Consider the following 23,761-nt stretch of genomic DNA (forward strand, 5'->3'; position numbering starts at 1 on the left):
ACCAGTAACAAGCTCTTTTTTTATACAGAATTTGAAAATGCCGGTCAGGCATCGTAAAATACATAAAGAACAACTAAGAATCTTGCACACTTAGAAGATAAAGGCGGTGTTCGTGTCACATGACAATCCAATGGTTCCCTGGCCATATGGCAAAGGCAAGACGGGAAGTAACCGAAAAATTAAAATTAATCGATATTGTATATGAACTGGTAGATGCCAGAATCCCGATGTCATCAAGAAACCCAATGATTGAAGACATCTTGAAAAATAAGCCGAGAATTATGCTGTTAAATAAAGCTGACAAAGCAGATGCGGCAGTCACACAGCAGTGGAAAGAGCACTTTGAGAACCAAGGAATCCGCTCTCTGTCCATTAATTCTGTAAACGGCCAAGGGTTAAATCAAATCGTTCCGGCTTCGAAAGATATCCTGCAGGAGAAATTTGACCGGATGAGAGCAAAAGGTGTAAAGCCAAGAGCGATCCGGGCGCTGATCATCGGCATTCCGAACGTCGGAAAATCAACGCTTATCAACCGGCTGGCAAAGAAAAACATTGCGAAAACCGGAGACAGACCGGGTATCACAACATCTCAGCAATGGGTCAAAGTCGGAAAAGAATTAGAGCTTTTAGACACTCCGGGGATTTTATGGCCTAAATTTGAGGACGAGCTTGTCGGATTGAGGCTGGCAGTCACAGGGGCTATTAAAGACTCGATTATCAATCTTCAGGATGTTGCCGTGTTTGGCCTCCGTTTTCTCGAAGAACATTATCCTGAACGGCTTAAAGAACGCTACGGGCTCGATGAGATACCCGAAGACATCGCGGAGCTGTTTGATGCAATAGGTGAAAAACGCGGCTGCCTCATGAGCGGTGGGCTTATTAACTACGATAAAACGACTGAAGTGATCATTCGTGATATCCGCACAGAAAAGTTCGGGAGGCTGTCATTCGAACAGCCGACGATGTAAAGACGCGCAGAAATGCGGGTCTTTATTTTTTCCTGACAGGACCGATACATACAGTAAGGGAGAAGAGAAAGTGAATACATTAACCGTAAAAGACATTAGAGACCGTCTGCAAGAGGTAAGAGATGACCAGGACCCATTTCTTGCCCAGTGTGAAAATGATCCGAGAAAAAGCGTACAAGCGCTTGTAGAGCAATGGCTGAAAAAGAACGCAAAGGAAAAAGCGCTAAAAGAACAGTGGGTGAATATGACCTCCTATGAAAGGCTTGCGAGAAACAAGGGGTTTCGTTTTATTGCAGGAGTAGACGAAGTAGGCCGGGGCCCATTGGCAGGGCCGGTTGTCGCCAGCGCAGTCATCCTTCCTGAGGAATGCGAAATACTTGGGCTCACAGACTCAAAAAAGCTTACAGAAAAAAAGCGTGAGGAATATTACGATCTCATTATGAAAGAAGCTGTGGCAGTCGGCATAGGAATTGTAGAAGCAGCTGTTATTGATGAGATCAATATTTATGAAGCCTCAAAATTGGCAATGGTCGAAGCAATCCGCGATTTGTCCGATACACCCGATTATTTGCTCGTTGACGCGATGACACTGCCGCTCGATACGTCTCAGTCTTCAATTATAAAAGGTGATGCCAAAAGCGTGTCTATCGCAGCAGGTGCGTGTATTGCGAAAGTAACGAGAGACCGGATGATGAGCGCATATGCCGAAAAATATCCGCAGTACGGCTTTGAAAAAAATAAAGGCTATGGGACAAAAGAGCATATTGAAGCGCTCGCAGCTTATGGACCGACCGACTTGCACCGGAAAACTTTCGCTCCTGTTCAATCTTACAGATAATCTAATGGACAAGGAGGCACCTTTTGAAATGAACATACGAAATGATGTACAGCAGGCGCTCAAAAACCTTTTTGGAAACACTGCAGCTCCGCAGGAAACATCAAATACAACCGACGAATCAAATACCGTAAAGCGTCTCCTTTTAGGAAAAGTGCTTCGTTTATTAGGGGACCAGCATGCACTGATCCAAGTAGGGAATCAAACGATTCAAGGCAAACTTGAAACCCAGCTTCGCCCTCAGGCGTATTACTGGTTTTCCTACGAAAAAAAACCAGCGGAACAGACAGGCCGTCTCCAGGTTGTTCAAAGCTTTGACCAAAATCCCAAAACCATTCAGGATGCAGCGGGCAAGCTTCTGAACGCTATTTCAGTGAAGCCGTCAAACGCATCCCTTATGCTGGCAGGCGCAATGCTGAAAAGCAAAACACCCATCACAGAAAATGATATCAAAACAGCCGTCCGCTGGATGGACACGCTGCCTGCGACAGACACAAAAAAAGCCATCGAAACAGTTTTATTTGCCTTAAAGCGGGATCTCCCCGTTCACCCCGATGTTTTGAGCGGAGTTCATGCTGTCAAATCGCCTGTACCGCTCCATCAGCACTTATCTCAGCTGATTCAGGCTATTCATCAAAATCCTCAGCCGAGTCAGGCGCTGACAAAGCTAAAAGAAGCCGTTACGGCACTTTTTAATAGCGAAACAGATGTCCATGCAGAACGTCTTATCGAGAAGCTTATCTCGTTAACGGATCATAACAGATCTGCCTCTTCAGTCAGTACAGCTGGAAACCGGGAGCTTAGCGCAGCAGACGGCTCCGCAGGAAAGGCAGACTGGGCGCCTGCAAACCCGCAGGAGCAGCAGCGAAACACACGAGACGGTGCCGCTAAAACTGTCTCAGACATTCCAATGAAAGAGGCAAGAAGGCTGCTGGCCACACTGACGGAAGCTGCGGATAAAAACGGCAATCCAATCGTAAAAGAAGCAGCGAATTGGATAAAGGCTGTTGTTTCCTCTAGTCAAAATAAGCCTGAGTCAGCAGCATCTGCTTTGCAGGCCGCGCAAGTCACGGATCAAGAAGCAGAAGTGTTTTTAAAGGCTGTTCAGCAGACAGCTCCTAATTTGGCGGATAAGGCAGATGTTCTTTCCTTCTTATCCAAAGTGAAAATGGCAATAGGCGCTCGAGATGAGCTTGCTTTTATTAAAGCGATTGAACAAGGTGCCGCAGTGCTGCCCGATGATATTCAATCAGTTAAGATGGCTCTTCATGCTGCCAGAGCGTCACATGAGTTAGCGGAACCTGTCAAACAGGAAGCGGATCAGCTCTTCCATAAATTAAACGGTCAGCTTCTCATGCAGCAGGATCATCCTTCCTACAGCCAAATTGTGATGTCATTTCCGATGTTTTCAAAATCGGGGGTTCAGGACATGACTGTTCTGTTTAAAGGACAAAAAGAAGCGGATGGAAAGCTCGATCCTTCCCATTGTCGGCTCTTGTTTTTACTGCAATTAGATACGTTAAAAGAAACAGTTGTTGACTGCCTGATACAGCAGCAAGTCATGACGATTACAATTGAGACGGACTTTGAACTTCAGCCGGCAATCGATCCGATGGTGCCCGCCCTCAAGCAATCGCTCAAAGAAATGGGCTACAGTCTTTCAGGAGTTAACGCTAAAAAACGCCTTCAATCTGATGAAAAGGCTACAATTGATCAATACATAACAAGCATCAGTGATCAGGGAGTGGATGTGAAAATATGAACGAGCAAACGCCTTTAAGAAAAGCCATAGCTCTCCATTATGACGAAAAAATAGACAAGGCGCCAAGAGTAATTGCAACCGGGAAGGGCCATGTTGCTGACAACATTATCAAAGAAGCTAAAAAGGCGGGGGTCCCGATCCAAGAAGATCGGACCCTTGTCGAATTAATGCGCCATTTGACTGTGGATGACCAGATCCCGGAAGCACTTTATGAAACGGTAGCCGAGATTTTTTCTTTCATTTACAGATTGGACGAAAGTGTAAAAAATAAAAAATAGCTAAAATATTCCCCATTCTCCGCTTGAAATTTATGTTTTTAATAAAATAAAAGTTTGAATGTTTAGAAGGATTTTAAGATTTTGCATCGAACTCTAGACAATTCTTCCAGTATTATATAGAATGAAAGCGCAGTCTATTTTTAGTTTTGTTACATAAGTTAGGAGGATGGGAAATGAATATCCATGAGTACCAGGGAAAAGAAGTCCTCAGAAAATATGGGGTATCTGTTCCTGAAGGTAAAGTGGCTTTTACAGCAGAAGAAGCAGTTGAAAAAGCAAAGAGCTTATCCAGCTCGGTTTATGTCGTAAAGGCTCAAATTCATGCTGGCGGTCGAGGCAAAGCTGGTGGGGTAAAAATAGCAAAATCATTAGACGAAGTAAAAGCGTATGCCGAAGAACTTTTAGGTAAGACCCTCGTTACGCATCAGACAGGTCCGGACGGGCAAGTAATAAAACGCTTACTTATTGAAGAAGGCTGCGATATTAAAAAGGAATACTATGTGGGGTTAGTGCTTGACCGTGCCACTTCAAGAATTGTTCTGATGGCCTCCGAAGAAGGCGGAACAGAAATTGAAGAAGTAGCAGAGAAAACACCGGAAAAAATCAAAAAGGCTGTCATTGATCCGGCTGTTGGCCTCCAAGGCTATCAAGCTAGAGAAATTGCATTCGCTATCAATATTCCAAAAGAGCTTGTGGGGAAAGCTGCTAAATTTATGCTTGGACTATACAAAGCGTTTGTTGAGAAAGACTGCTCAATCGCCGAAATCAATCCTCTCGTTGTAACTGGAGACGGGAATGTGATGGCGCTTGATGCGAAATTAAATTTTGACAGCAACGCATTATACAGACAAAAAGATATTATGGAATACAGAGATTTGGACGAAGAAGATCCAAAAGAAATTGAAGCGTCTAAATACGATCTGAGCTACATTTCCCTTGATGGAAATATCGGATGCATGGTAAACGGCGCTGGACTAGCAATGTCCACGATGGATATCATTAAACATTATGGAGGAGAACCGGCCAACTTCCTTGATGTCGGGGGCGGCGCAACCGCAGAAAAAGTCACGGAAGCATTTAAAATCATTCTTTCTGATCAAAATGTTAAAGGGATTTTCGTCAACATTTTCGGAGGCATTATGAAATGTGATGTCATCGCAGAAGGGGTTGTTGAAGCGACAAGACAAGTCGGTTTAACATTGCCGCTTGTCGTCCGTCTTGAAGGAACAAACGTGGATCTAGGGAAGAAGATCCTTAGTGAATCAGGATTAAATATTACATCTGCGGAATCCATGGCTGACGGCGCGCAGAAAATCGTATCTTTAGTATAGGAAAGAATGAAAGGCAGGGGACCAAATAATGAGTGTTTTTATCAATAAAGATACAAGAGTTATTGTACAAGGGATTACAGGTTCTACCGCTTTATTCCATACGAAGCAGATGCTTGAATACGGCACAAATATCGTGGGCGGTGTGACACCTGGAAAAGGCGGAACAGAAGTGGAAGGGGTACCTGTATTTAATACAGTGGCTGATGCAGTTCATACGACTGGCGCAAATGCGTCTGTTATCTATGTTCCGGCACCGTTTGCAGCTGATGCAATTATGGAAGCGGTAGATGCGGAGCTTGATCTGGTCATTTGCATTACAGAGCATATCCCGGTTTTAGATATGGTAAAAGTGAAACGCTTCATGGAAGGCAAGAAAACGAGATTAATAGGACCGAACTGTCCTGGCGTCATCACGCCTGATGAATGTAAAATCGGCATTATGCCCGGATATATCCATAAAAAGGGTCATGTAGGCGTTGTATCGCGTTCAGGAACATTAACATACGAAGCAGTGCATCAGCTGTCAGAAGCGGGTGTAGGACAGTCTACAGCCGTTGGAATCGGCGGCGATCCTGTAAATGGAACCAACTTCATTGACGTTTTAAAAGCGTTTAACGAAGATCCTGAAACACACGCTGTCATCATGATCGGCGAAATCGGCGGCACAGCTGAAGAGGAAGCTGCTGAGTGGGTAAAAGCCAACATGACAAAACCGGTAGTCGGATTCATTGGCGGTAAAACAGCACCTCCAGGGAAGCGCATGGGGCATGCAGGCGCCATCATTTCCGGCGGAAAAGGCACGGCTGATGAAAAAATCAAAACACTTAATGAATGCGGAATCGAAGTTGCAGAGACACCTTCTGTCATGGGAGAAACATTAATTAAAGTGTTGAAAGAAAAGAATTTATTTGAAACGTGCAAAACTCATTAATAGAGAAGGGACAGCCATCTTGGCTGTTCCTGCTTTTGCTGTTAAAAGGAGGTTCTCATATTGGATCAGGCCGCTGCCTGTTTAATCACTTGCAGAATCAACCAATTACTATCCCCGTCTCTTCTATTAAAATGGTGGAAAGCTGATCCGTCAATGTCACTGTCAAATCCTTCATGTGCATTAGAAACAGCTTCACGCGGCAAAGTAAGGGCTGCGGCACTAAAAAATAAAATAGAAGAACAATATCCAAAACTTCAGCATTTACTCTCTGTATATCAACAGCAAGGCATTAAAGTCATCCCAATATCCTCAGATCAATATCCATTCTGGCTGAAAACCATTTATGATCCGCCTCCCGTGCTGTTTGCAAAAGGTGATATATCCCTTCTTTCTCAAGGGAGAAAAATAGGAATTGTAGGTACGAGACATCCGACAGCCTATGGAATCCGGGTTGTCAATCATCTTACAATAGAGCTTTGCCATAAAAAGTGGGTGATTGTCAGCGGGCTGGCGTCTGGGATTGACGGATTGTCCCATGCTGCAAGTATTAAGGCGAAGGGGCGGACAATCGGAGTCATCGCAGGCGGATTTCAGAACATTTATCCTCGAGAAAATCTTCAATTAGCAGAACACATGGCTAAACACCATCTTGTTCTGTCAGAGCATCCACCTGAAACCAAACCCCAAAAATGGCATTTCCCTATGAGAAACCGTATCATCAGCGGGTTAAGTGAGGGCATTATTGTTGTGCAGGGCAAAGAAAAAAGCGGTTCTTTGATTACCGCATACCAAGCGCTAGAACAAGGGAGAGAAGTATTTGCCGTACCCGGTTCTGTATTTGATCCTTACGCCGGAGGTCCTATAAAATTGATTCAAGAGGGGGCTAAAGCCATATGGTCAGCAGAGGATATTTATGCAGAGCTTCCGGAGAAAAACGTTCAATATACGGAACCCTTTTGAATTATCGTTTGACAAACAGCGTTGTAATATTTAATAATAGTGAGGATTTAAAGTTGCATATTGTTTTGTATTTAAATAATGACGTTCATCATAAAGAATGAAATGTTGAAAGCCAAATAAAGACAGCTGCAAATATAAAATAAAATTTGAAATACTTGAAGAGAGAGAACACCTCTTGAGGGGGATGAAAATGTCTGATTATCTAGTCATCGTGGAATCGCCCGCTAAGGCGAAAACGATTGAACGTTACTTAGGTAAAAAATATAAAGTGAAAGCATCAATGGGACATGTCCGGGATCTTCCAAAAAGTCAAATGGGAGTTGACATAGAACAAAATTTCGAACCGAAATATATAACCATTCGAGGTAAAGGTCCGGTACTAAAAGAGCTGAAAACGGCTGCCAAAAAAGCTAAAAAAGTTTATCTCGCAGCCGACCCCGACAGAGAAGGGGAAGCGATTGCATGGCACTTGGCCCACAGCCTTGATTTAGATCTTCATTCAGACTGCCGTGTTGTGTTTAACGAAATTACGAAAGATGCAATTAAAGAATCATTTAAGCATCCCCGCATGATCAATATGGATTTGGTGGATGCACAGCAGGCGAGACGTATATTAGACAGGCTCGTCGGATATAAAATCAGCCCAATCCTTTGGAAAAAAGTCAAAAAAGGACTCAGCGCTGGCCGTGTTCAATCTGTTGCCCTCCGTTTAATTATTGATCGTGAAAAGGAAATTAACGACTTTAAGCCAGAGGAATATTGGACAATAGACGGCACGTTCTTAAAAGGACAGGAGACGTTTGAAGCGGGCTTTTTCGGTAAAAACGGCAAAAAACTTCCTTTAAAGAGTGAAGCGGATGTAAAGGACATACTTTCTCAGCTCAAAGGCAATAAGTATACAGTTGAAAAAGTAACTAAAAAGGAACGTAAACGTAATCCGGCCTTGCCATTTACAACTTCCACCCTTCAGCAGGAAGCAGCGCGTAAGCTCAATTTCAGAGCGAAGAAAACGATGATGATTGCGCAGCAATTATATGAAGGAATTGATCTTGGAAAAGAAGGAACTGTCGGTCTGATCACGTATATGAGAACGGATTCAACACGTATTTCCAATACAGCGGTTGATGAAGCGGCAGCGTTTATTGATCAAACGTACGGAAAAGAGTACTTAGGCGGCAAAAGAAAGCCCGCTAAAAAGAATGAAAATGCTCAGGATGCCCACGAAGCGATCCGTCCGACGTCGGTTCTCAGAAAACCAAGCGAATTAAAAGCAGTCCTTGGCAGAGATCAGCTGAGACTGTATAAATTAATTTGGGAGCGCTTTGTTGCCAGCCAAATGGCATCTGCTGTTTTAGATACAATGAGTGTTGATTTGACAAACAACGGTTTGACTTTTCGTGCAAACGGAAGTAAAGTCAAGTTTTCCGGCTTTATGAAAGTGTATGTTGAAGGCAAAGACGATCAATTGGAAGAAAAAGACCGGATGCTGCCTGACTTGCAAGAGGGAGACACTGTTTTATCTAAGGACATAGAACCGGAACAGCATTTTACCCAGCCGCCTCCGCGCTATACTGAGGCCCGTTTGGTTAAAACGCTTGAAGAACTCGGGATCGGCCGTCCTTCCACTTATGCTCCGACGCTTGATACGATTCAGCGGCGCGGGTACGTTGGTCTGGATAATAAACGGTTTGTTCCCACAGAATTAGGGCAGATCGTGCTTGAGCTGATCATGGAATTTTTCCCTGAAATCATAAACGTTGAGTTTACGGCAAAAATGGAAAAAGACCTTGATAATGTTGAGGAAGGCAATATAGAATGGGTACAGATTATTGATAACTTCTATACCGATTTTGAAAAGCGCGTGAAAAAAGCCGAATCAGAAATGAAGGAAGTTGAAATAGAACCAGAATATGCCGGAGAAGATTGTGAATTATGCAGTTCTCCTATGGTATATAAAATGGGCCGATACGGTAAATTCTTAGCTTGCTCCAATTTCCCCGATTGCCGGAATACAAAGCCGATTGTCAAACAAATCGGTGTGAAGTGTCCGAGCTGCGGAGAAGGAAATATTGTTGAGCGAAAATCGAAAAAGAAACGGGTTTTTTACGGCTGTGACCGTTATCCGGACTGTGAATTCGTTTCCTGGGACAAACCAATTGAACGAAAATGTCCGAAATGCGGAAAAATGCTTGTTGAGAAAAAGCTCAAAAAAGGCATACAAGTCCAATGCGTGGAATGCGATTATAAGGAAGAACCACAGAAGTAGCGGTGAGCAGGGTCTTGCTCACCTTCTTTGTGTGTTAAAAGAAAGCAATGAATAATAAACTAGGAGATGTGAAAGATGAACCAACAAACAGTGAATGTAATCGGAGCCGGACTCGCAGGCAGTGAAGCGGCGTGGCAGCTTGCCAAACGGGGGATTCAAGTCAGATTATATGAAATGCGCCCAGTCAAACAGACGCCTGCCCATCATACTGATAAATTTGCAGAACTGGTATGCAGCAACTCTTTACGCTCCAATACACTTGCTAACGCTGTAGGTGTACTAAAAGAAGAAATGCGTGCGCTTGATTCAGCAATTATTGCTGCGGCTGACGAATGCTCAGTGCCTGCCGGCGGCGCACTCGCGGTAGACCGGCATGAATTTGCGGCAAGTGTGACAAACCGGGTGAAAAACCATCCCAATGTTACCGTCGTTAATGAAGAAGTAACAGAAATACCTGAAGGACCAACGATTATCGCAACTGGTCCGTTAACTTCAGAATCATTGTCTGCACAGTTAAAAGAGCTTACTGGAGAGGACTATTTATACTTCTATGATGCAGCTGCGCCTATCGTAGAGAAAGACAGCCTTGATATGGATAAAGTGTATTTGAAATCCCGTTATGACAAAGGAGAAGCGGCTTATCTAAACTGTCCGATGACAGAAGAAGAGTTTGACCGTTTTCATGAAGCTTTGACATCAGCGGAAACTGTGCCGTTAAAAGAGTTTGAAAAAGAGATTTTCTTTGAGGGGTGCATGCCGATTGAAGTAATGGCAAAACGAGGAAAGAAAACAATGCTTTTCGGACCGATGAAGCCAGTGGGATTAGAGCATCCTGTTACCGGAAAACGTCCATATGCAGTCGTTCAGCTCAGACAGGATGATGCGGCGGGAACTCTCTATAATATTGTAGGATTCCAAACTCATTTAAAATGGGGAGACCAAAAGGAAGTCCTCAAATTGATTCCCGGACTTGAAAATGTGGAAATCGTCAGATACGGTGTTATGCACAGAAATACATTCATTAATTCTCCAAGCTTGTTAAAGCCGACTTACCAATTTAAAAAACGGAACGATTTGTTCTTCGCAGGACAAATGACGGGAGTAGAAGGATATGTGGAATCGGCTGCTTCTGGGCTTGTAGCAGGTATTAATGCGGCTAAACTTGTTTTAGGAGAAGAGCTTGTCACTTTTCCTCAGGAAACAGCAATAGGCAGTATGGCTCACTATATTACAACAACAAACCAGAAGAACTTCCAGCCGATGAATGCAAACTTTGGGCTTTTGAAAGATTTGCCTGTTAAAATTAAAAATAAAAAAGAGCGTAATGAACAGTACGCAAATCGGGCGATCGAGACAATTCAAACAATTTCGAAAACAATATAGGTATTGATTGCAACTTGATCGCGATTTGTGATACCATTTAAAAGCCCTTCCTGGGGAGGTATTTGGCATGGAGAATGTTAAGAATTTCGTAAAGTTATTCGTTGAATATTTACAAATTGAAAAAAATTATTCACAATATACTATTGTGAATTATGTGGATTCAATTGAAGAATTCGAGACTTTCCTGCGCGTTCAAGGTATAAATGGATTTGAAGAAGTTGCATATCAAGATACTAGAATTTTTTTGACGGAAGCCTATGAAAAGGGTTTATCGAGAAGAACAATCAGCAAAAAAATTTCTGCATTGAGAAGCTTTTACAAATTTCTGATGCGAGAAAAGCTAATTGATGATAATCCGTTCCAGCTTGTTCATCTGCCGAAACAAGAGAAACGGATACCGAAGTTTCTATATCAAAAAGAGCTTGAGGAACTGTTTGAAGTTTCAGATATAAGCCAGCCGACCGGCATGAGGGATCAAGCGCTATTAGAGCTTCTCTATGCCACCGGAATGAGGGTCAGTGAATGCTCTTCCATAAGTGTTCATGATCTTGATTTATTTATGGATACAGTGCTTGTTCACGGGAAAGGCAAGAAGCAGCGTTATATCCCTTTTGGGTCTTACGCCCGCGAAGCGTTGAAGTTATATATGAATAGTGGAAGACAGTGCTTGCTGAAAAAAGCAAAAGAACCTCATGATCTATTATTCGTGAATCAAAGAGGCGGACCGCTTACAGCTCGAGGCATTAGGCACATTTTAAGCGGGCTTGTCAAAAAAGCGTCCGGCACTTTACATATCCATCCGCATATGCTTCGACATACGTTCGCCACTCATCTATTAAACGAAGGAGCAGATTTGAGGAGCGTTCAAGAACTGCTCGGGCATTCCAATCTGTCTTCGACACAGATATACACGCACGTTTCGAAGGAAATGTTGAGAAACACATATATGTCTCACCATCCAAGAGCTTTTAAGAAAAATTAAAGGAGGCCCTTTATGTCATCTTTTCATGCGACCACAATCTTTGCAGTACAGCATAAGGGACGAAGCGCAATGTCCGGAGACGGTCAAGTTACATTTGGTCAGGCTGTTGTAATGAAACATACTGCGAGAAAAGTAAGAAAACTGTTTAACGGCAAGGTTCTCGCAGGATTTGCGGGATCTGTTGCAGACGCTTTCACTCTATTCGAAAAGTTCGAAGCGAAACTTGAAGAATATAATGGCAACTTAAAACGGGCTGCTGTTGAGCTTGCAAAGGAATGGCGAAGCGACAAAGTGCTTAGAAAGCTTGAAGCCATGCTGATCGTTATGAATCAAGATACCTTGCTTCTCGTATCGGGAACTGGTGAGGTTATCGAGCCGGATGACGGCATTCTGGCAATTGGATCAGGCGGCAATTACGCTTTGGCAGCCGGAAGAGCGCTGAAAAAGCATGCCGGGGAGAGCATGACTGCAAGTGAGATTGCTAGAGCTGCGCTGGAAACAGCGGGCGAAATTTGTGTATACACGAACGATCAAATCATACTGGAAGAGCTTGAATAGAAAGGACTTGAGGCGCATGGAAAAAAAACCGTTAACACCAAGACAGATTGTAGATCGGTTAGACCAATACATCGTCGGTCAGCAAAACGCGAAAAAAGCTGTCGCCGTGGCATTAAGAAACCGCTATAGAAGAAGTCTCCTGGATGAAAAGCTGAAAGACGAGGTCGTTCCGAAAAATATTTTAATGATGGGGCCTACCGGGGTAGGGAAAACTGAAATTGCCAGACGAATCGCTAAGCTTTCAGGTGCGCCATTTATCAAAATTGAAGCAACAAAATTTACAGAAGTCGGCTATGTAGGCAGAGACGTTGAATCAATGGTCAGAGACCTTGTGGAAACTTCTGTTCGTCTTATAAAGGAAGAAAAAATCAACGAAGTGAAGGAACAGGCAGAAGAAAATGCAAACAAACGCATTGTTCGCCTGTTAGTTCCAGGGAAGAAAAAACAATCAGGCGTTAAAAACCCGTTTGAAATGTTTTTCGGCGGCAGCCAGCCAAACGGCGAGGACGAAACGGAAAGCCAGGAAGAAGCAAACATTGAAGAAAAAAGAAAACGCATGGCTCATCAGCTGGCATTAGGAGAGCTCGAAGACCACTATGTTACTGTAGAAGTTGAAGAGCAGCAGCCTTCTATGTTTGACATGCTGCAGGGCTCGGGTATGGAGCAGATGGGCATGAATATGCAGGATGCACTGAGCGGATTGATGCCAAAGAAAAAGAAACGCCGTAAAATGACAGTCAGAGAAGCCAGAAAAGTCCTGACGAATGAAGAGGCAAGTAAACTCATCGATATGGATGAAGTCAGCCAGGAAGCTGTCCATCGGGCAGAAGAGAGCGGAATTATCTTTATCGACGAGATTGATAAAATTGCAAAAAACGGTGGCGCGTCATCTTCAGCTGATGTATCAAGAGAAGGTGTTCAGCGTGATATTCTCCCAATCGTTGAGGGTTCTACCGTTGTCACTAAATACGGTTCAGTTAAAACAGACCATGTATTGTTTATTGCAGCGGGAGCATTTCATATGGCCAAACCGTCTGATCTGATTCCTGAACTGCAAGGGCGTTTTCCAATTCGTGTAGAACTGAGCAAACTGACGGTTGACGATTTCGTGAGAATTTTAGTTGAACCCGATAACGCGCTCTTGAAACAATATCAGGCATTATTGCAGACAGAGGGTATATCTCTTGAATTTTCTGACGAAGCTATTCATAAGATTGCTGAAGTCGCCTATCATGTGAACCAGGAAACAGATAATATCGGTGCGAGACGCCTTCATACAATACTCGAACGTCTGTTAGAAGATCTCTCTTTTGAAGCTCCGGATGTAACAATGGAGAAAATAACGATTACACCGCAGTATGTGGAAGAAAAGCTCGGAACGATAGCTAAAAACAAAGATTTAAGTCAATTTATATTGTGAAAATTTAATAAGAGGAATGTTTAGGAGGATCATTTATCATGGCTTTATTACAAAAAACAAGAATTATTAACTCCATGCTGCAAGCTGCGGCAGGGAAACCGGTTAACTTTAAAGAAATGGCGGAAACGCTTCGGGATGTAATTGATTCCAATATTTTCGTTGTGAGCCGCAGAGGAAAACTGCTCGGTTACTCTATCAACCAGCAAATTGAAAATGACCGTATGAAAAAAATGCTTGAAGATCGCCAATTCCCAGAGGAATATACGAAGAATCTGTTCAACGTCCCTGAAACATCTTCTAACCTGGATATCAACAGTGAGTATACTGCTTTCCCTGTTGAAAACAGAGACTTGTTCCAAGCTGGTTTAACAACAATTGTGCCGATCATCGGAGGCGGAGAAAGATTAGGTACTCTCATTCTTTCACGTTTACAGGATCAATTTAATGATGATGATTTAATACTTGCTGAATACGGCGCTACAGTTGTCGGAATGGAAATTCTGAGAGAAAAAGCAGAAGAAATTGAAGAAGAAGCAAGAAGCAAAGCAGTCGTACAAATGGCAATCAGCTCTCTTTCTTATAGTGAGCTTGAAGCAATTGAACACATCTTTGAAGAGCTTGACGGAAACGAAGGTCTCCTTGTTGCAAGTAAGATTGCAGACCGTGTCGGCATTACCCGCTCAGTTATTGTTAACGCACTCAGAAAGCTTGAAAGCGCCGGTGTAATTGAGTCAAGATCATTAGGAATGAAGGGTACTTATATTAAAGTGCTCAACAACAAATTCCTGATTGAATTAGAAAATCTGAAATCCCATTAATGAATAGAAGAACCTCTTAAAAGGGGTTCTTTTTTTATTCAAATAAAGGAAATCAATAAGCTTTATTTCCTGGGCGAAAAGTCTTTCTTTGTAATAATTTTAATAAAGTTTATTATTTGCTTCATAAAAACAGAAAAATGACGAAATAAATGGGGAAAATACAGAAATTCAGCTATTTTCAGCCTTATATCAATGTAAAAAACGTAGTTCAAATAATCTAGGACTATGTACCTAGTTGTAAAATAGATATATATGAGGACATTTTTTTACACGAACTTCATAGACTTTATGCCTGTTATTTCTTACAATAAGCATATGGTTTTACAAATCTCGACAAGGATATTGAGGGTGAAAAAAACTGAAATGGAGGTAAGTGGATTTGAGCTTATTTTCTGGAACGATACAAAATCTTGAAAATGCCTTGGGCAGAGCGAATATTAAGCAAAAAGTCATAACTAATAATATTGCTAATATAGATACACCGAACTATAAGGCAAAAAAAGTCTCTTTCCAAAATTTATTAGATCAAGAATCCTCTCGTCTCGAATCTATAAAAACGGACTATCGGCATGTTGATTTTTCTGATGCTGATTCAAATTATTCAATTGTAACGAGCGGAGATACATCTTATCAGCAAAACGGAAATAACGTTGACGTTGACAAAGAGATGACAGAACTAGCTGAAAATCAGATTAACTATCAAGCTTTAGTTGAAAGAATGAACGGCAAATTCAATTCTCTGAAGACCGTGCTAACAGGAGGAAAATAATGACAGCTTTTCAAAGCTTAAATGTTTCAGCATCAGCTTTAACAGCTCAGCGCCTCAGAATGGATGTTGTATCGTCTAACTTGGCGAATATGGATACGACAAGAGCCAAGCAGGTAAACGGTGAGTGGGTGCCTTACAGAAGGAAAATGGTTTCGCTTCAGTCAAAAGGTGAATCGTTCTCGTCGATTTTGAATTCTAAAATGAGCGGAAGCGGCAATGTCGGAAATGGGGTAAAGGTTACAAAAATCACTGAAGATAACTCTGATTTTAATCTGGTCTATGATCCGACTGACCCTGATGCAAACGCTGAAGGATATGTGCAAAAGCCGAATGTTGATCCATTAAAAGAAATGGTAGACCTTGTCAGCAGTACGAGATCATATGAGGCCAATGTCACAGCGATGAATGCCTCAAAGGGAATGCTGATGAAGGCTCTAGAAATCGGAAAGTAAGGTGATGAATGTGATCAATGCAATTTCTCCTTTTCAGGTTCAAAATACTCAAAACACTCAAAATGCAACAAATCAATTAAACAATAGCCAAAAAACAGACTCTTCAAATCAAACAAGCTTTTCGGAGCTTTTAAAAAACTCTATAAGTTCGTTAAATGAGTCCCAAGTAGCTTCTGACAATATGACTAATGCCTTGGCTGCAGGAAAAGATGTGAATCTTGATGAGGTCATGATCGCCGCTCAAAAAGCAAGCATCTCTCTGACTGCTGCAACTGAGTTCCGCAACAAAGCTGTGGAAGCATATCAGGAGATTATGAGAATGCAAATGTAGGGGGTCTGACGAGAAAGAGAAAGAGTGGAATGACCGGGGGTTAACATGAATCGTACTCTAATGCAAATGAAAAACAAAACGAGTGAGTTTTGGAAAAATAGATCTAAATTACAAAAGGTTTTAATGATTAGTGCTTTAGCGGCAATTATCATTCTTGCCATTATTATCAGTATTTTTTCTTCTAATCAGAAAATGGCGCCGCTGTACAAAGATTTGTCAGCTGAAGAAGCCGGACAGATCAAAGAGGAATTGGATGCAAAAAAAGTGCCTAGCGAACTTTCAAATGGCGGTACGGTCATTAAGGTTCCGGAAGATCAGGTTGATTCACTGAAAGTTCAGCTGGCGGCAGAAGGGCTTCCTAAAACCGGATCAATTGATTACTCATTTTTTGGACAGAACGCCGGCTTTGGTTTAACAGATAATGAATTTGATATGGTGAAAGTCAAAGCCACACAAACGGAACTATCCAATCTGATTAATGAAATGGACGGTATCAAAAATTCAAAAGTAATGATTAACCTTCCGAAAGACGCTGTCTTTGTCGGTGAAGAGCAATCAGCAGCATCTGCTTCAATCGTCCTGCAGACTCAGCCTGGATACACTCTGGATCAAAGCCAGATCAACGGATTATATCATCTGGTATCAAAAAGTGTGCCGAACTTAAAAGAAGATAACATCGTCATCATGGACCAGAACTCTACATACTATGACAAAACAGACAGCGGTTCAGGGTCCTACGCTGATAGTTATTCTTCGCAGCAGGGAGTTAAATCCCAAGTTGAAAAAGACATTCAAAAACATGTTCAGTCATTGCTTGGAACGATGATGGGGCAGGACAAAGTTGTTGTTTCTGTCACGGCTGATATTGACTTTACAAAAGAAAATCGCACAGAAGACATCGTCGAGCCTGTTGACAAAGAAAACATGGAAGGCATCGCGGTCAGTGCTGAAAAAGTATCGGAAACATATCAGGGAGACGGCGCAGCTAATGGCGGAACTGCCGGAACCGGTGATGAAGATGTAACAAACTATCAAGCTGACGGTGAAAATACCGAAAGTGGGAACTACGAAAAAAGCAGTAATAAAATCAATTACGAGGTTAATCGAATCCATAAAGAAATAGCTGAAAGCCCTTATAAGGTAAGGGATTTAGGGATTCAAGTAATGTTAGAGCCGCCTGATGCCAAAAACACAGCGTCGCTATCAACTGAAAGACAGGATGATATACAAAAAATCCTTTCAACTGTTGTCAGAACATCATTGGATAAGGATGAAACACAGAACCAGAACCTTTCTGATGAAGATATCAATAATAAAATTGTTGTCTCCGTTCAGCCTTTTGACGGAAAAGTAAGTCTGGATACTGATACGGAAAAATCCTCCGGTATCCCAATGTGGGTATATATCGTAGGGGGCGTATTGATCGCAGTTATCATCATTCTGATCATTATGTTTATCAGAAAGAAACGCGTTCAAGAGGATGAATTTGAGGAATACACGTACGAAGTGCCTCAGGAGCCTATCAATTTGCCTGATATTAATGAAGAGGAAAATGAAACAGAGGAAACAGTCAGACGAAAACAGCTTGAAAAGATGGCGAAAGATAAGCCTGAAGACTTTGCAAAACTGCTGAGAAGCTGGCTGGCCGAGGATTAGGAGGGATTAGAAATGGCGAGACGTGATCAAGACAAGCTTACAGGAAAACAAAAAGCAGCCATTCTCATGATTTCCTTAGGTTTAGATGTGTCAGCTTCTGTATATAAGCATTTAACCGATGAAGAAATTGAAAGGCTTACCCTTGAAATATCAGGAGTTAGAAGTGTCGATCATCAAAAAAAGGATGAAATTATAGAGGAATTTCATAATATAGCGATTGCCCAGGATTATATTTCTCAGGGCGGTTTAAGCTATGCCAGACAAGTTCTTGAGAAGGCGCTCGGAGAAGATAAGGCCGAAAACATACTAAACAGGCTGACTTCTTCTCTGCAAGTTAAACCATTTGACTTTGCCAGAAAAGCAGAGCCTGAACAAATTTTAAATTTCATCCAACAAGAGCATCCGCAAACGATGGCTTTAATCTTGTCTTACCTTGACCCTGTGCAGGCCGGACAAATTTTATCCGAGCTGAATCCTGAGGTACAGGCAGAAGTCGCAAGAAGGATTGCGGTAATGGACAGAACGTCACCTGAAATTATTAATGAAGTAGAACGGATTCTGGAACAGAAATTATCCTCCGCATTTACTCAGGATTATACACAAACCGGCGGAATCGAAGCTGTTGTTGAAGTGTTAAACGGTGTAGACAGAGGAACAGAAAAGACGATATTAGATTCCTTGGAAATTCAGGATCCTGATCTTGCTGAAGAAATCAAGAAGCGGATGTTTGTCTTTGAGGATATTGTTACCCTTGATAACCGAGCAATTCAGCGGGTTATACGCGATGTTGAAAACGACGATCTGCTCCTTTCATTAAAGGTGGCAAGCGAGGAAGTCAAAGAAATTGTATTCAACAATATGTCACAGCGTATGGTTGAAACATTCAAAGAAGAAATGGAATTTATGGGCCCTGTACGTTTGAAGGATGTAGAAGAGGCTCAATCAAGAATTGTAAGCATCGTCAGAAAGCTTGAAGAAGCCGGTGAAATTGTTATAGCAAGAGGCGGAGGAGACGATATTATTGTCTAATATCATTAAACAAGAATCATCTTTTTCCCCACAGCAGGAAAGAAGAAAGCTTTCTTTACAAGAGGTTCGGATCGATCATTCACATCTTTTACAGACTGAAGAAAATCCGGAAGCGTTAATGGCCCGGATCAAAGAAGAAGCTGATCGGATTTCCGAGCAAGCGAACAGCCAGATGGAAGACATCCGCCGTCAAATTGAGCAGGAAAAAAATGATTGGGCGGCTGAAAAACAGCAGCTTATTGAAGAAGCGAAAACAGAAGGTTTCGAACAAGGTGTTGCATTAGGGAGAGCTGAAGCCTTACAACAGTATGCTGAGCTGCTCGATCAGGCAAACAGCATAACAGAGATGTCCAGAAGAGCTGTAGAGGATAAGCTTGAAGATGCCTCCGGAGAAATCGTTGAGCTTGCCGTTGCGTTAGCTAAAAAAGTATGGCAGCAAAAATCTGATGATAAAGAGGCCTTTATCCTGCTTGTGAAGCAGGTGGTAAACGAAGTAAAGGAATATGACGATATATCAATATATGTGGACCCTTATTACTATGAAACAGTTTTTCAGCATAAAGACGAAATCCAGCAGCTTCTTTACAAAGAATGCCGGCTGGGTTTATACGCCGATGAAAAAGCTGAAAAAGGATCATGCTATATAGAAACTCCTTTTGGAAGAGTGGATGCAAGCATTGATACCCAGCTGGTGCAACTGAAGCATAAGCTCCTTACAGCACTGGAAGCAGGTGCGGATCAATGAAGACACAGAGTCTGATAGATTGCATAGAAATGACAGACTCGTATAAGCGTTATGGGAAAGTGAAACGGGTGATCGGCCTGATGATCGAATCAAAGGGGCCGGCAAGCTCAATAGGCGACCTGTGCCTGATTTATGCAAAAGGTCAATCAGGAAAAGTCATCAAAGCTGAAGTTGTTGGATTTCAGGAAGAAAATATTTTGTTAATGCCCTATTTAGAGGCCGCTAGCATTGCCCCCGGGAGCATTGTTGAAGCCACCGGTGAATCTCTTCGTGTAAAGGTAGGAGCCGGTCTGATCGGACAAGTCATTGATGCGTTTGGCGAACCGCTCGACGGAAAACTTTTGCCGAAAGGACTTTCGCCTGTATCGACGGAGCAATCACCTCCTAACCCGATGAAACGCCCGCCTATCCGGGAAAAAATGGGTGTTGGAGTCAGGTCTATTGACAGTCTGCTGACTGTCGGAAAAGGCCAGCGGATTGGTATTTTCGCAGGAAGCGGCGTCGGGAAAAGCACATTAATGGGAATGATCGCTAAACAGACCGAAGCTGATTTGAACGTAATTGCACTCGTCGGAGAACGCGGTCGAGAGGTTCGGGAGTTTATTGAAAAAGACTTGGGAGCAGAGGGTCTGAAGCGGTCAATTGTAGTTGTTGCTACCTCAGACCAGCCTGCATTAACGAGGTTGAAAGCCGCTTATACGGCGACAGCCATTGCTGAGTACTTTCGTGATAAAGGGCAAAATGTCATGTTTATGATGGATTCTGTCACAAGGGTGGCGATGGCTCAGAGGGAGATCGGACTTGCCGCTGGAGAGCCCCCGACGACAAAAGGATATACACCCTCTGTGTTCGCTATTTTACCTCGTTTACTAGAGAGAACAGGTGCAAATGAACACGGAACAATCACAGCGTTTTATACAGTGTTAGTCGACGGGGATGACATGAATGAGCCTATTGCTGATACTGTTCGCGGAATCTTAGACGGACACATTGTGTTAGACAGGGCTCTTGCTAATAAAGGCCAGTTTCCTGCCGTCAATGTGTTAAAAAGCATCAGCAGGGTGATGTCAAACATCTCGACAAAACAGCACTTAGACGCAGCGAATAAATTCCGTGAACTTTTATCAACGTATCAAAATTCTGAAGATCTCATTAATATTGGAGCTTACAAAAGAGGGTCCTCAAGAGAAATTGATGAGGCGATACAATTTTATCCGCAGCTTATTCAATTTCTGAAGCAGGGAACAGAAGAATCAGCATCATTGGAAGAAAGCATTGCTGCATTAACTAGTTTGACAGGAAATGAGGAATAGAACGTGGCCTATCAATTTAGATTCCAAAAGCTGCTGGAACTAAAAGAGAACGAAAAAGACCAGTCTTTGTCTGAGTATCAGCAATCAGTTTCTGAATTTGAAACTGTAGCGGAGAAACTATATGAGAATATGAGCAAAAAGGAATTGCTTGAGCAAAATAAAGAAAACAAACTGAAAAGCGGGATGAGCGTTCAAGAGATGAGGCATTATCAGCAATTTGTCTCAAATCTTGAAAACACCATTTATCACTACCAAAAGCTCGTCATTATGAAAAGGAATCAAATGAACCAAAAGCAAGAAGTGTTAACAGAAAAAAATATTGAAGTGAAGAAGTTTGAAAAGATGCGTGAAAAACAGTTTAAAATGTTTGCTCTTGAAGACAAAGCTGCAGAGATGAAAGAAATGGACGATATTTCGATCAAGCAGTTTATGATTCAAGGCCATTAGGAGCGAATGTAATGTCCGGCAAAAAGAAAGAATCAGGTAAGTTCCGATCGGTTTTGCTGATCATTATCCTTCCGCTGATATTTCTGCTTATAGCAGGGGGGATTGTTCTCTGGGCGGCTGGTGTCAATGTCTTAAAGCCGATACAGGAAGCTGCAGCCAAAACGCCAGTTCTTAAAGAATTGGTTCCTGAGACCGAAGATAAAAAAGATACATCATCAACAGCTAAGAATAACAGTAATACGGCGGCTCTGGAAAAAACCATTAAGGATCAAAAAAGTGAGATCAGTATATTGAATAAGGATTTGGATACAAGCAAATCTGAAATAGACAGGCTGAATCAAAAGATTCGTTCTCTTGAAAAAACAGCGGAAGACCAAAAAAAGACACCGAAGGATAACACAGAAGATTCATCAAGTTCTGATAAAGCTTCTGATGATAAAGTCATCAGTGTTTATAAAAGCATGGACAGCGGAAAGGCTGCCAAAATCATTGCCCAATTAAAGGAGAAAGAAGCGCTGAAAATATTGAATGGACTGAGCAAAAAGCAGCTTGCTGAAATTTTGGCAAAAATGACTCCTGAGCAAGCGGCAACATATACAGAAAAAATTGCTGCCAGCCAAGAATAGGGGGAATAAAGGTGAAGCTGCTTGAATTAGCCGGACCTCGGCTGCAAACTACAGCAGGGACAGCTGCTAAAACAATCAAAAATAGCCAGGGAGTTTTTCAAAATTGGCTTATGTCTGAAGCCGGCTCGAAAGAACCTTCATCACAAGGAAATGGGACTCTGACTGACGATCAGCTTTTAAAAGATGCATGTAAAAAGATCAGTGATTGGCTAAATGCAACTCCCGAAAACCAAGACAAGCAAAAAACCGATTTTCTGCAAACGTTAAGTAAACTAACAGGAAAGCAGCTGGATGAATCCGCTCAGCAAATGTTACAGAATCTGCTGCAAGCAGTTGAATTAAAATTGGCTGACGGAACTGATCAACTGAACATGGGGCAAATACTTGCAGACAAAATCATTTCTGAAGATAAAACTGCTCTGACTGCAAAGTATTCAGCTGGTGATGCCGCTACTGATGAACTCAAGTCTGACAGAGAGCAAGGAGTTCAGGAAAATGAGTCATCAGCAGAAGATAATAAAACGCTTATCCATATCCAAATGCTTATCAGTCAGCTTTTAGAAGGAAATAAAATGACTGACCGTGATCATCAAGCTCATACTGTCTACAAAAATGGAGATGAATTTCTCTCGGCATTAGATAAAAAGGGCATATCTGAACAGCTTATTCAGGATCTTAAACAGCAGGTATTTACAAAAGACGAGTCAAATTCAAAGCTTTATACGATGTCAAAGTCAGAGCTGAAAAGTTTTCAAAGTTTAATGGAACAGATGTCAGTGCTTCCTCAAAAAGGGACGAAGGAGTGGAATATAGCTGAAAGTCAGCTGAAAGCTTTTTTGTTATCGAAATCATCCGAATCGTCACTAGAGGTCGGAAAACGTGCCCTTTCGCCGGACACTCTGACGTCAGGTAATAAAAGTACGGCAGATTCCTCTGTAAGTATTCAGCCTATTGATAGTAAGTCAGGAATTCAAATGATGTTTTCAGGCTACCGGAGCACCGGAGGAGTTCAGACACTCGATTTGCAGCTCTCATCTGATTTGCATGCAGCCGATACGAAAACGGTTGCTGATCAAGTGATCAGTGCATGGAAGCAGATGAAATATACACCCTTTGGGAGGTCAACCGGCAGTTTTACAATTCGGCTGAACCCTGAACATTTAGGATTTGTCACAATTAAGCTGACAAATGAAAATGGAATGTTCCAGAGTAAAATCATTGCATCCAGCCAATCTGCAAAAGAGCTGCTCGAACAACATCTGCCTCAGCTGAAGCAATCACTGCCGAATATGGCTGTCCAAGTTGACCGTTTTACATTGCCGATTCAAAGCGGAGACCAGCCGATATATGGCCAGCTTGCTGATGAACAGAAACAGCAGCAAGAGGGACAGAAGCAGCAAAGACAGAAAAAGCAATCAAACGAGTTTGGAGACTTGCTTGATGAAGTGTCAATGGTTGAATTGGAGGAAGAAGAATGACATCAATAAGCTCAGAATATAAATTGCCTGAAAAAACAAGCAGCACTGCCGCTGCAAGCAACAGCAGCCTGGGAAAAGACGAGTTTTTAAAAATATTAATGACTCAAGTCCAAAACCAAGATCCGCTTAATCCGGTTGATGACAAAGAATTTATCAGCCAGATGGCGACTTTTTCAAGCCTGGAACAGATGATGAATCTGAATACGACGATGACTAAATTCGTTGAAAACCAAGATCCGTTTACAACGTATGTTGATTGGATGGGAAAAGAAGTATCTTGGACTGATGGTAAAAGTGCAACAGATAAAACAGGCACAGTAAGCTCTGTTAAACATTCTAAAGGAAATTATTATCTCGTTCTTGATGATGGGACCGAGATCAGTCCGGCGAATGTCATGTCTGTGGGACAATCATCTAAATAAA

At 42.2% G+C, this 23,761-nt stretch carries 24 protein-coding genes; all 24 read left to right on the plus strand.

All coding sequences use genetic code 11. The features are described 5' to 3' along the window. Positions 1 to 119: 119 nt before the first annotated feature. The 24 genes from ylqF (at position 120) to flgD (ending at position 23,760) form a co-directional block, all read left to right on the plus strand. Positions 120 to 968, plus strand: a complete 849-nt coding sequence (gene ylqF / locus CJU60_RS11235; RefSeq protein ID WP_010334231.1) for a ribosome biogenesis GTPase YlqF — start codon at positions 120 to 122, stop codon at positions 966 to 968. Between the two features lie 70 nt (positions 969 to 1,038). Further along, positions 1,039 to 1,806, plus strand: coding sequence for a ribonuclease HII (locus CJU60_RS11240; protein ID WP_095713831.1), 768 nt, complete (start codon positions 1,039 to 1,041; stop codon positions 1,804 to 1,806). Positions 1,807 to 1,834: 28 nt separating this feature from the next. Continuing rightward, positions 1,835 to 3,565: a hypothetical protein gene (locus CJU60_RS11245; RefSeq protein ID WP_095713832.1), complete on the plus strand. Its 1,731-nt coding sequence runs from the start codon at positions 1,835 to 1,837 to the stop codon at positions 3,563 to 3,565. Further along, positions 3,562 to 3,843: a FlhB-like flagellar biosynthesis protein gene (locus CJU60_RS11250; protein WP_095713833.1), complete on the plus strand. Its 282-nt coding sequence runs from the start codon at positions 3,562 to 3,564 to the stop codon at positions 3,841 to 3,843. Before CJU60_RS11245 ends, CJU60_RS11250 begins: the two co-directional genes overlap by 4 nt. A gap of 173 nt (positions 3,844 to 4,016) precedes the next feature. Then, positions 4,017 to 5,174, plus strand: a complete 1,158-nt coding sequence (sucC, locus tag CJU60_RS11255) for an ADP-forming succinate--CoA ligase subunit beta (protein WP_003238568.1) — start codon at positions 4,017 to 4,019, stop codon at positions 5,172 to 5,174. 28 nt (positions 5,175 to 5,202) lie between these two features. Next, positions 5,203 to 6,105 carry a succinate--CoA ligase subunit alpha gene (sucD, locus tag CJU60_RS11260; protein WP_024121388.1) on the plus strand — a complete coding sequence of 301 codons (903 nt, stop codon included), beginning with the start codon at positions 5,203 to 5,205 and terminating at the stop codon, positions 6,103 to 6,105. 60 nt (positions 6,106 to 6,165) lie between these two features. After that, positions 6,166 to 7,065, plus strand: a complete 900-nt coding sequence (gene dprA / locus CJU60_RS11265) for a DNA-processing protein DprA (RefSeq protein WP_095713834.1) — start codon at positions 6,166 to 6,168, stop codon at positions 7,063 to 7,065. Positions 7,066 to 7,255: 190 nt separating this feature from the next. Beyond that, positions 7,256 to 9,331, plus strand: coding sequence for a type I DNA topoisomerase (gene topA, locus CJU60_RS11270; protein WP_044155905.1), 2,076 nt, complete (start codon positions 7,256 to 7,258; stop codon positions 9,329 to 9,331). Between the two features lie 75 nt (positions 9,332 to 9,406). Continuing rightward, the gene (gene trmFO / locus CJU60_RS11275) at positions 9,407 to 10,714 is read left to right on the plus strand and encodes an FADH(2)-oxidizing methylenetetrahydrofolate--tRNA-(uracil(54)-C(5))-methyltransferase TrmFO (protein WP_024121391.1); all 1,308 of its coding nucleotides are present in this window, start codon (positions 9,407 to 9,409) and stop codon (positions 10,712 to 10,714) included. 67 nt (positions 10,715 to 10,781) lie between these two features. Continuing rightward, positions 10,782 to 11,696: a tyrosine recombinase XerC gene (gene xerC, locus CJU60_RS11280; protein ID WP_024121392.1), complete on the plus strand. Its 915-nt coding sequence runs from the start codon at positions 10,782 to 10,784 to the stop codon at positions 11,694 to 11,696. A gap of 12 nt (positions 11,697 to 11,708) precedes the next feature. Beyond that, positions 11,709 to 12,254, plus strand: coding sequence for an ATP-dependent protease subunit ClpQ (gene clpQ, locus CJU60_RS11285; RefSeq protein WP_014663962.1), 546 nt, complete (start codon positions 11,709 to 11,711; stop codon positions 12,252 to 12,254). Between the two features lie 16 nt (positions 12,255 to 12,270). Further along, positions 12,271 to 13,674, plus strand: coding sequence for an ATP-dependent protease ATPase subunit HslU (gene hslU / locus CJU60_RS11290; protein WP_044155901.1), 1,404 nt, complete (start codon positions 12,271 to 12,273; stop codon positions 13,672 to 13,674). Between the two features lie 38 nt (positions 13,675 to 13,712). After that, entirely contained in the window at positions 13,713 to 14,492 is a 780-nt protein-coding gene (codY, locus tag CJU60_RS11295) for a GTP-sensing pleiotropic transcriptional regulator CodY (protein ID WP_003220850.1), read from the plus strand. Between the two features lie 379 nt (positions 14,493 to 14,871). Then, entirely contained in the window at positions 14,872 to 15,261 is a 390-nt protein-coding gene (gene flgB, locus CJU60_RS11300; RefSeq protein ID WP_010334244.1) for a flagellar basal body rod protein FlgB, read from the plus strand. Next, the gene (flgC, locus tag CJU60_RS11305) at positions 15,261 to 15,713 is read left to right on the plus strand and encodes a flagellar basal body rod protein FlgC (RefSeq protein ID WP_044155899.1); all 453 of its coding nucleotides are present in this window, start codon (positions 15,261 to 15,263) and stop codon (positions 15,711 to 15,713) included. The genes flgB and flgC overlap by 1 nt, the downstream gene beginning before the upstream one ends. A 10-nt stretch (positions 15,714 to 15,723) precedes the next feature. Continuing rightward, positions 15,724 to 16,044, plus strand: coding sequence for a flagellar hook-basal body complex protein FliE (gene fliE, locus CJU60_RS11310; protein WP_024121395.1), 321 nt, complete (start codon positions 15,724 to 15,726; stop codon positions 16,042 to 16,044). A 45-nt stretch (positions 16,045 to 16,089) separates the two neighbouring features. Then, entirely contained in the window at positions 16,090 to 17,700 is a 1,611-nt protein-coding gene (gene fliF, locus CJU60_RS11315; protein ID WP_095713835.1) for a flagellar basal-body MS-ring/collar protein FliF, read from the plus strand. A gap of 12 nt (positions 17,701 to 17,712) precedes the next feature. Next, positions 17,713 to 18,729 carry a flagellar motor switch protein FliG gene (fliG, locus tag CJU60_RS11320; RefSeq protein WP_003231981.1) on the plus strand — a complete coding sequence of 339 codons (1,017 nt, stop codon included), beginning with the start codon at positions 17,713 to 17,715 and terminating at the stop codon, positions 18,727 to 18,729. Continuing rightward, entirely contained in the window at positions 18,722 to 19,474 is a 753-nt protein-coding gene (gene fliH, locus CJU60_RS11325) for a flagellar assembly protein FliH (protein WP_095713836.1), read from the plus strand. Before fliG ends, fliH begins: the two co-directional genes overlap by 8 nt. After that, the gene (fliI, locus tag CJU60_RS11330; protein WP_095713837.1) at positions 19,471 to 20,787 is read left to right on the plus strand and encodes a flagellar protein export ATPase FliI; all 1,317 of its coding nucleotides are present in this window, start codon (positions 19,471 to 19,473) and stop codon (positions 20,785 to 20,787) included. The genes fliH and fliI overlap by 4 nt, the downstream gene beginning before the upstream one ends. Before the next feature lie 3 nt (positions 20,788 to 20,790). Beyond that, positions 20,791 to 21,234 (plus strand): flagellar export protein FliJ, encoded by a 444-nt coding sequence (gene fliJ / locus CJU60_RS11335; protein ID WP_010334249.1) that lies wholly within the window; start codon positions 20,791 to 20,793, stop codon positions 21,232 to 21,234. A gap of 11 nt (positions 21,235 to 21,245) precedes the next feature. Next, positions 21,246 to 21,860: a MotE family protein gene (locus tag CJU60_RS11340; RefSeq protein ID WP_024121399.1), complete on the plus strand. Its 615-nt coding sequence runs from the start codon at positions 21,246 to 21,248 to the stop codon at positions 21,858 to 21,860. Between the two features lie 11 nt (positions 21,861 to 21,871). Further along, entirely contained in the window at positions 21,872 to 23,338 is a 1,467-nt protein-coding gene (locus tag CJU60_RS11345) for a flagellar hook-length control protein FliK (RefSeq protein WP_095713838.1), read from the plus strand. Then, positions 23,335 to 23,760 (plus strand): flagellar hook assembly protein FlgD, encoded by a 426-nt coding sequence (flgD, locus tag CJU60_RS11350; protein WP_024121401.1) that lies wholly within the window; start codon positions 23,335 to 23,337, stop codon positions 23,758 to 23,760. Before CJU60_RS11345 ends, flgD begins: the two co-directional genes overlap by 4 nt. Position 23,761: the final 1 nt, after the last annotated feature.

This window comes from Bacillus sp. 7705b (assembly GCF_002289525.1).
Taxonomy (GTDB): Bacteria; Bacillota; Bacilli; order Bacillales; family Bacillaceae; genus Bacillus; species Bacillus halotolerans.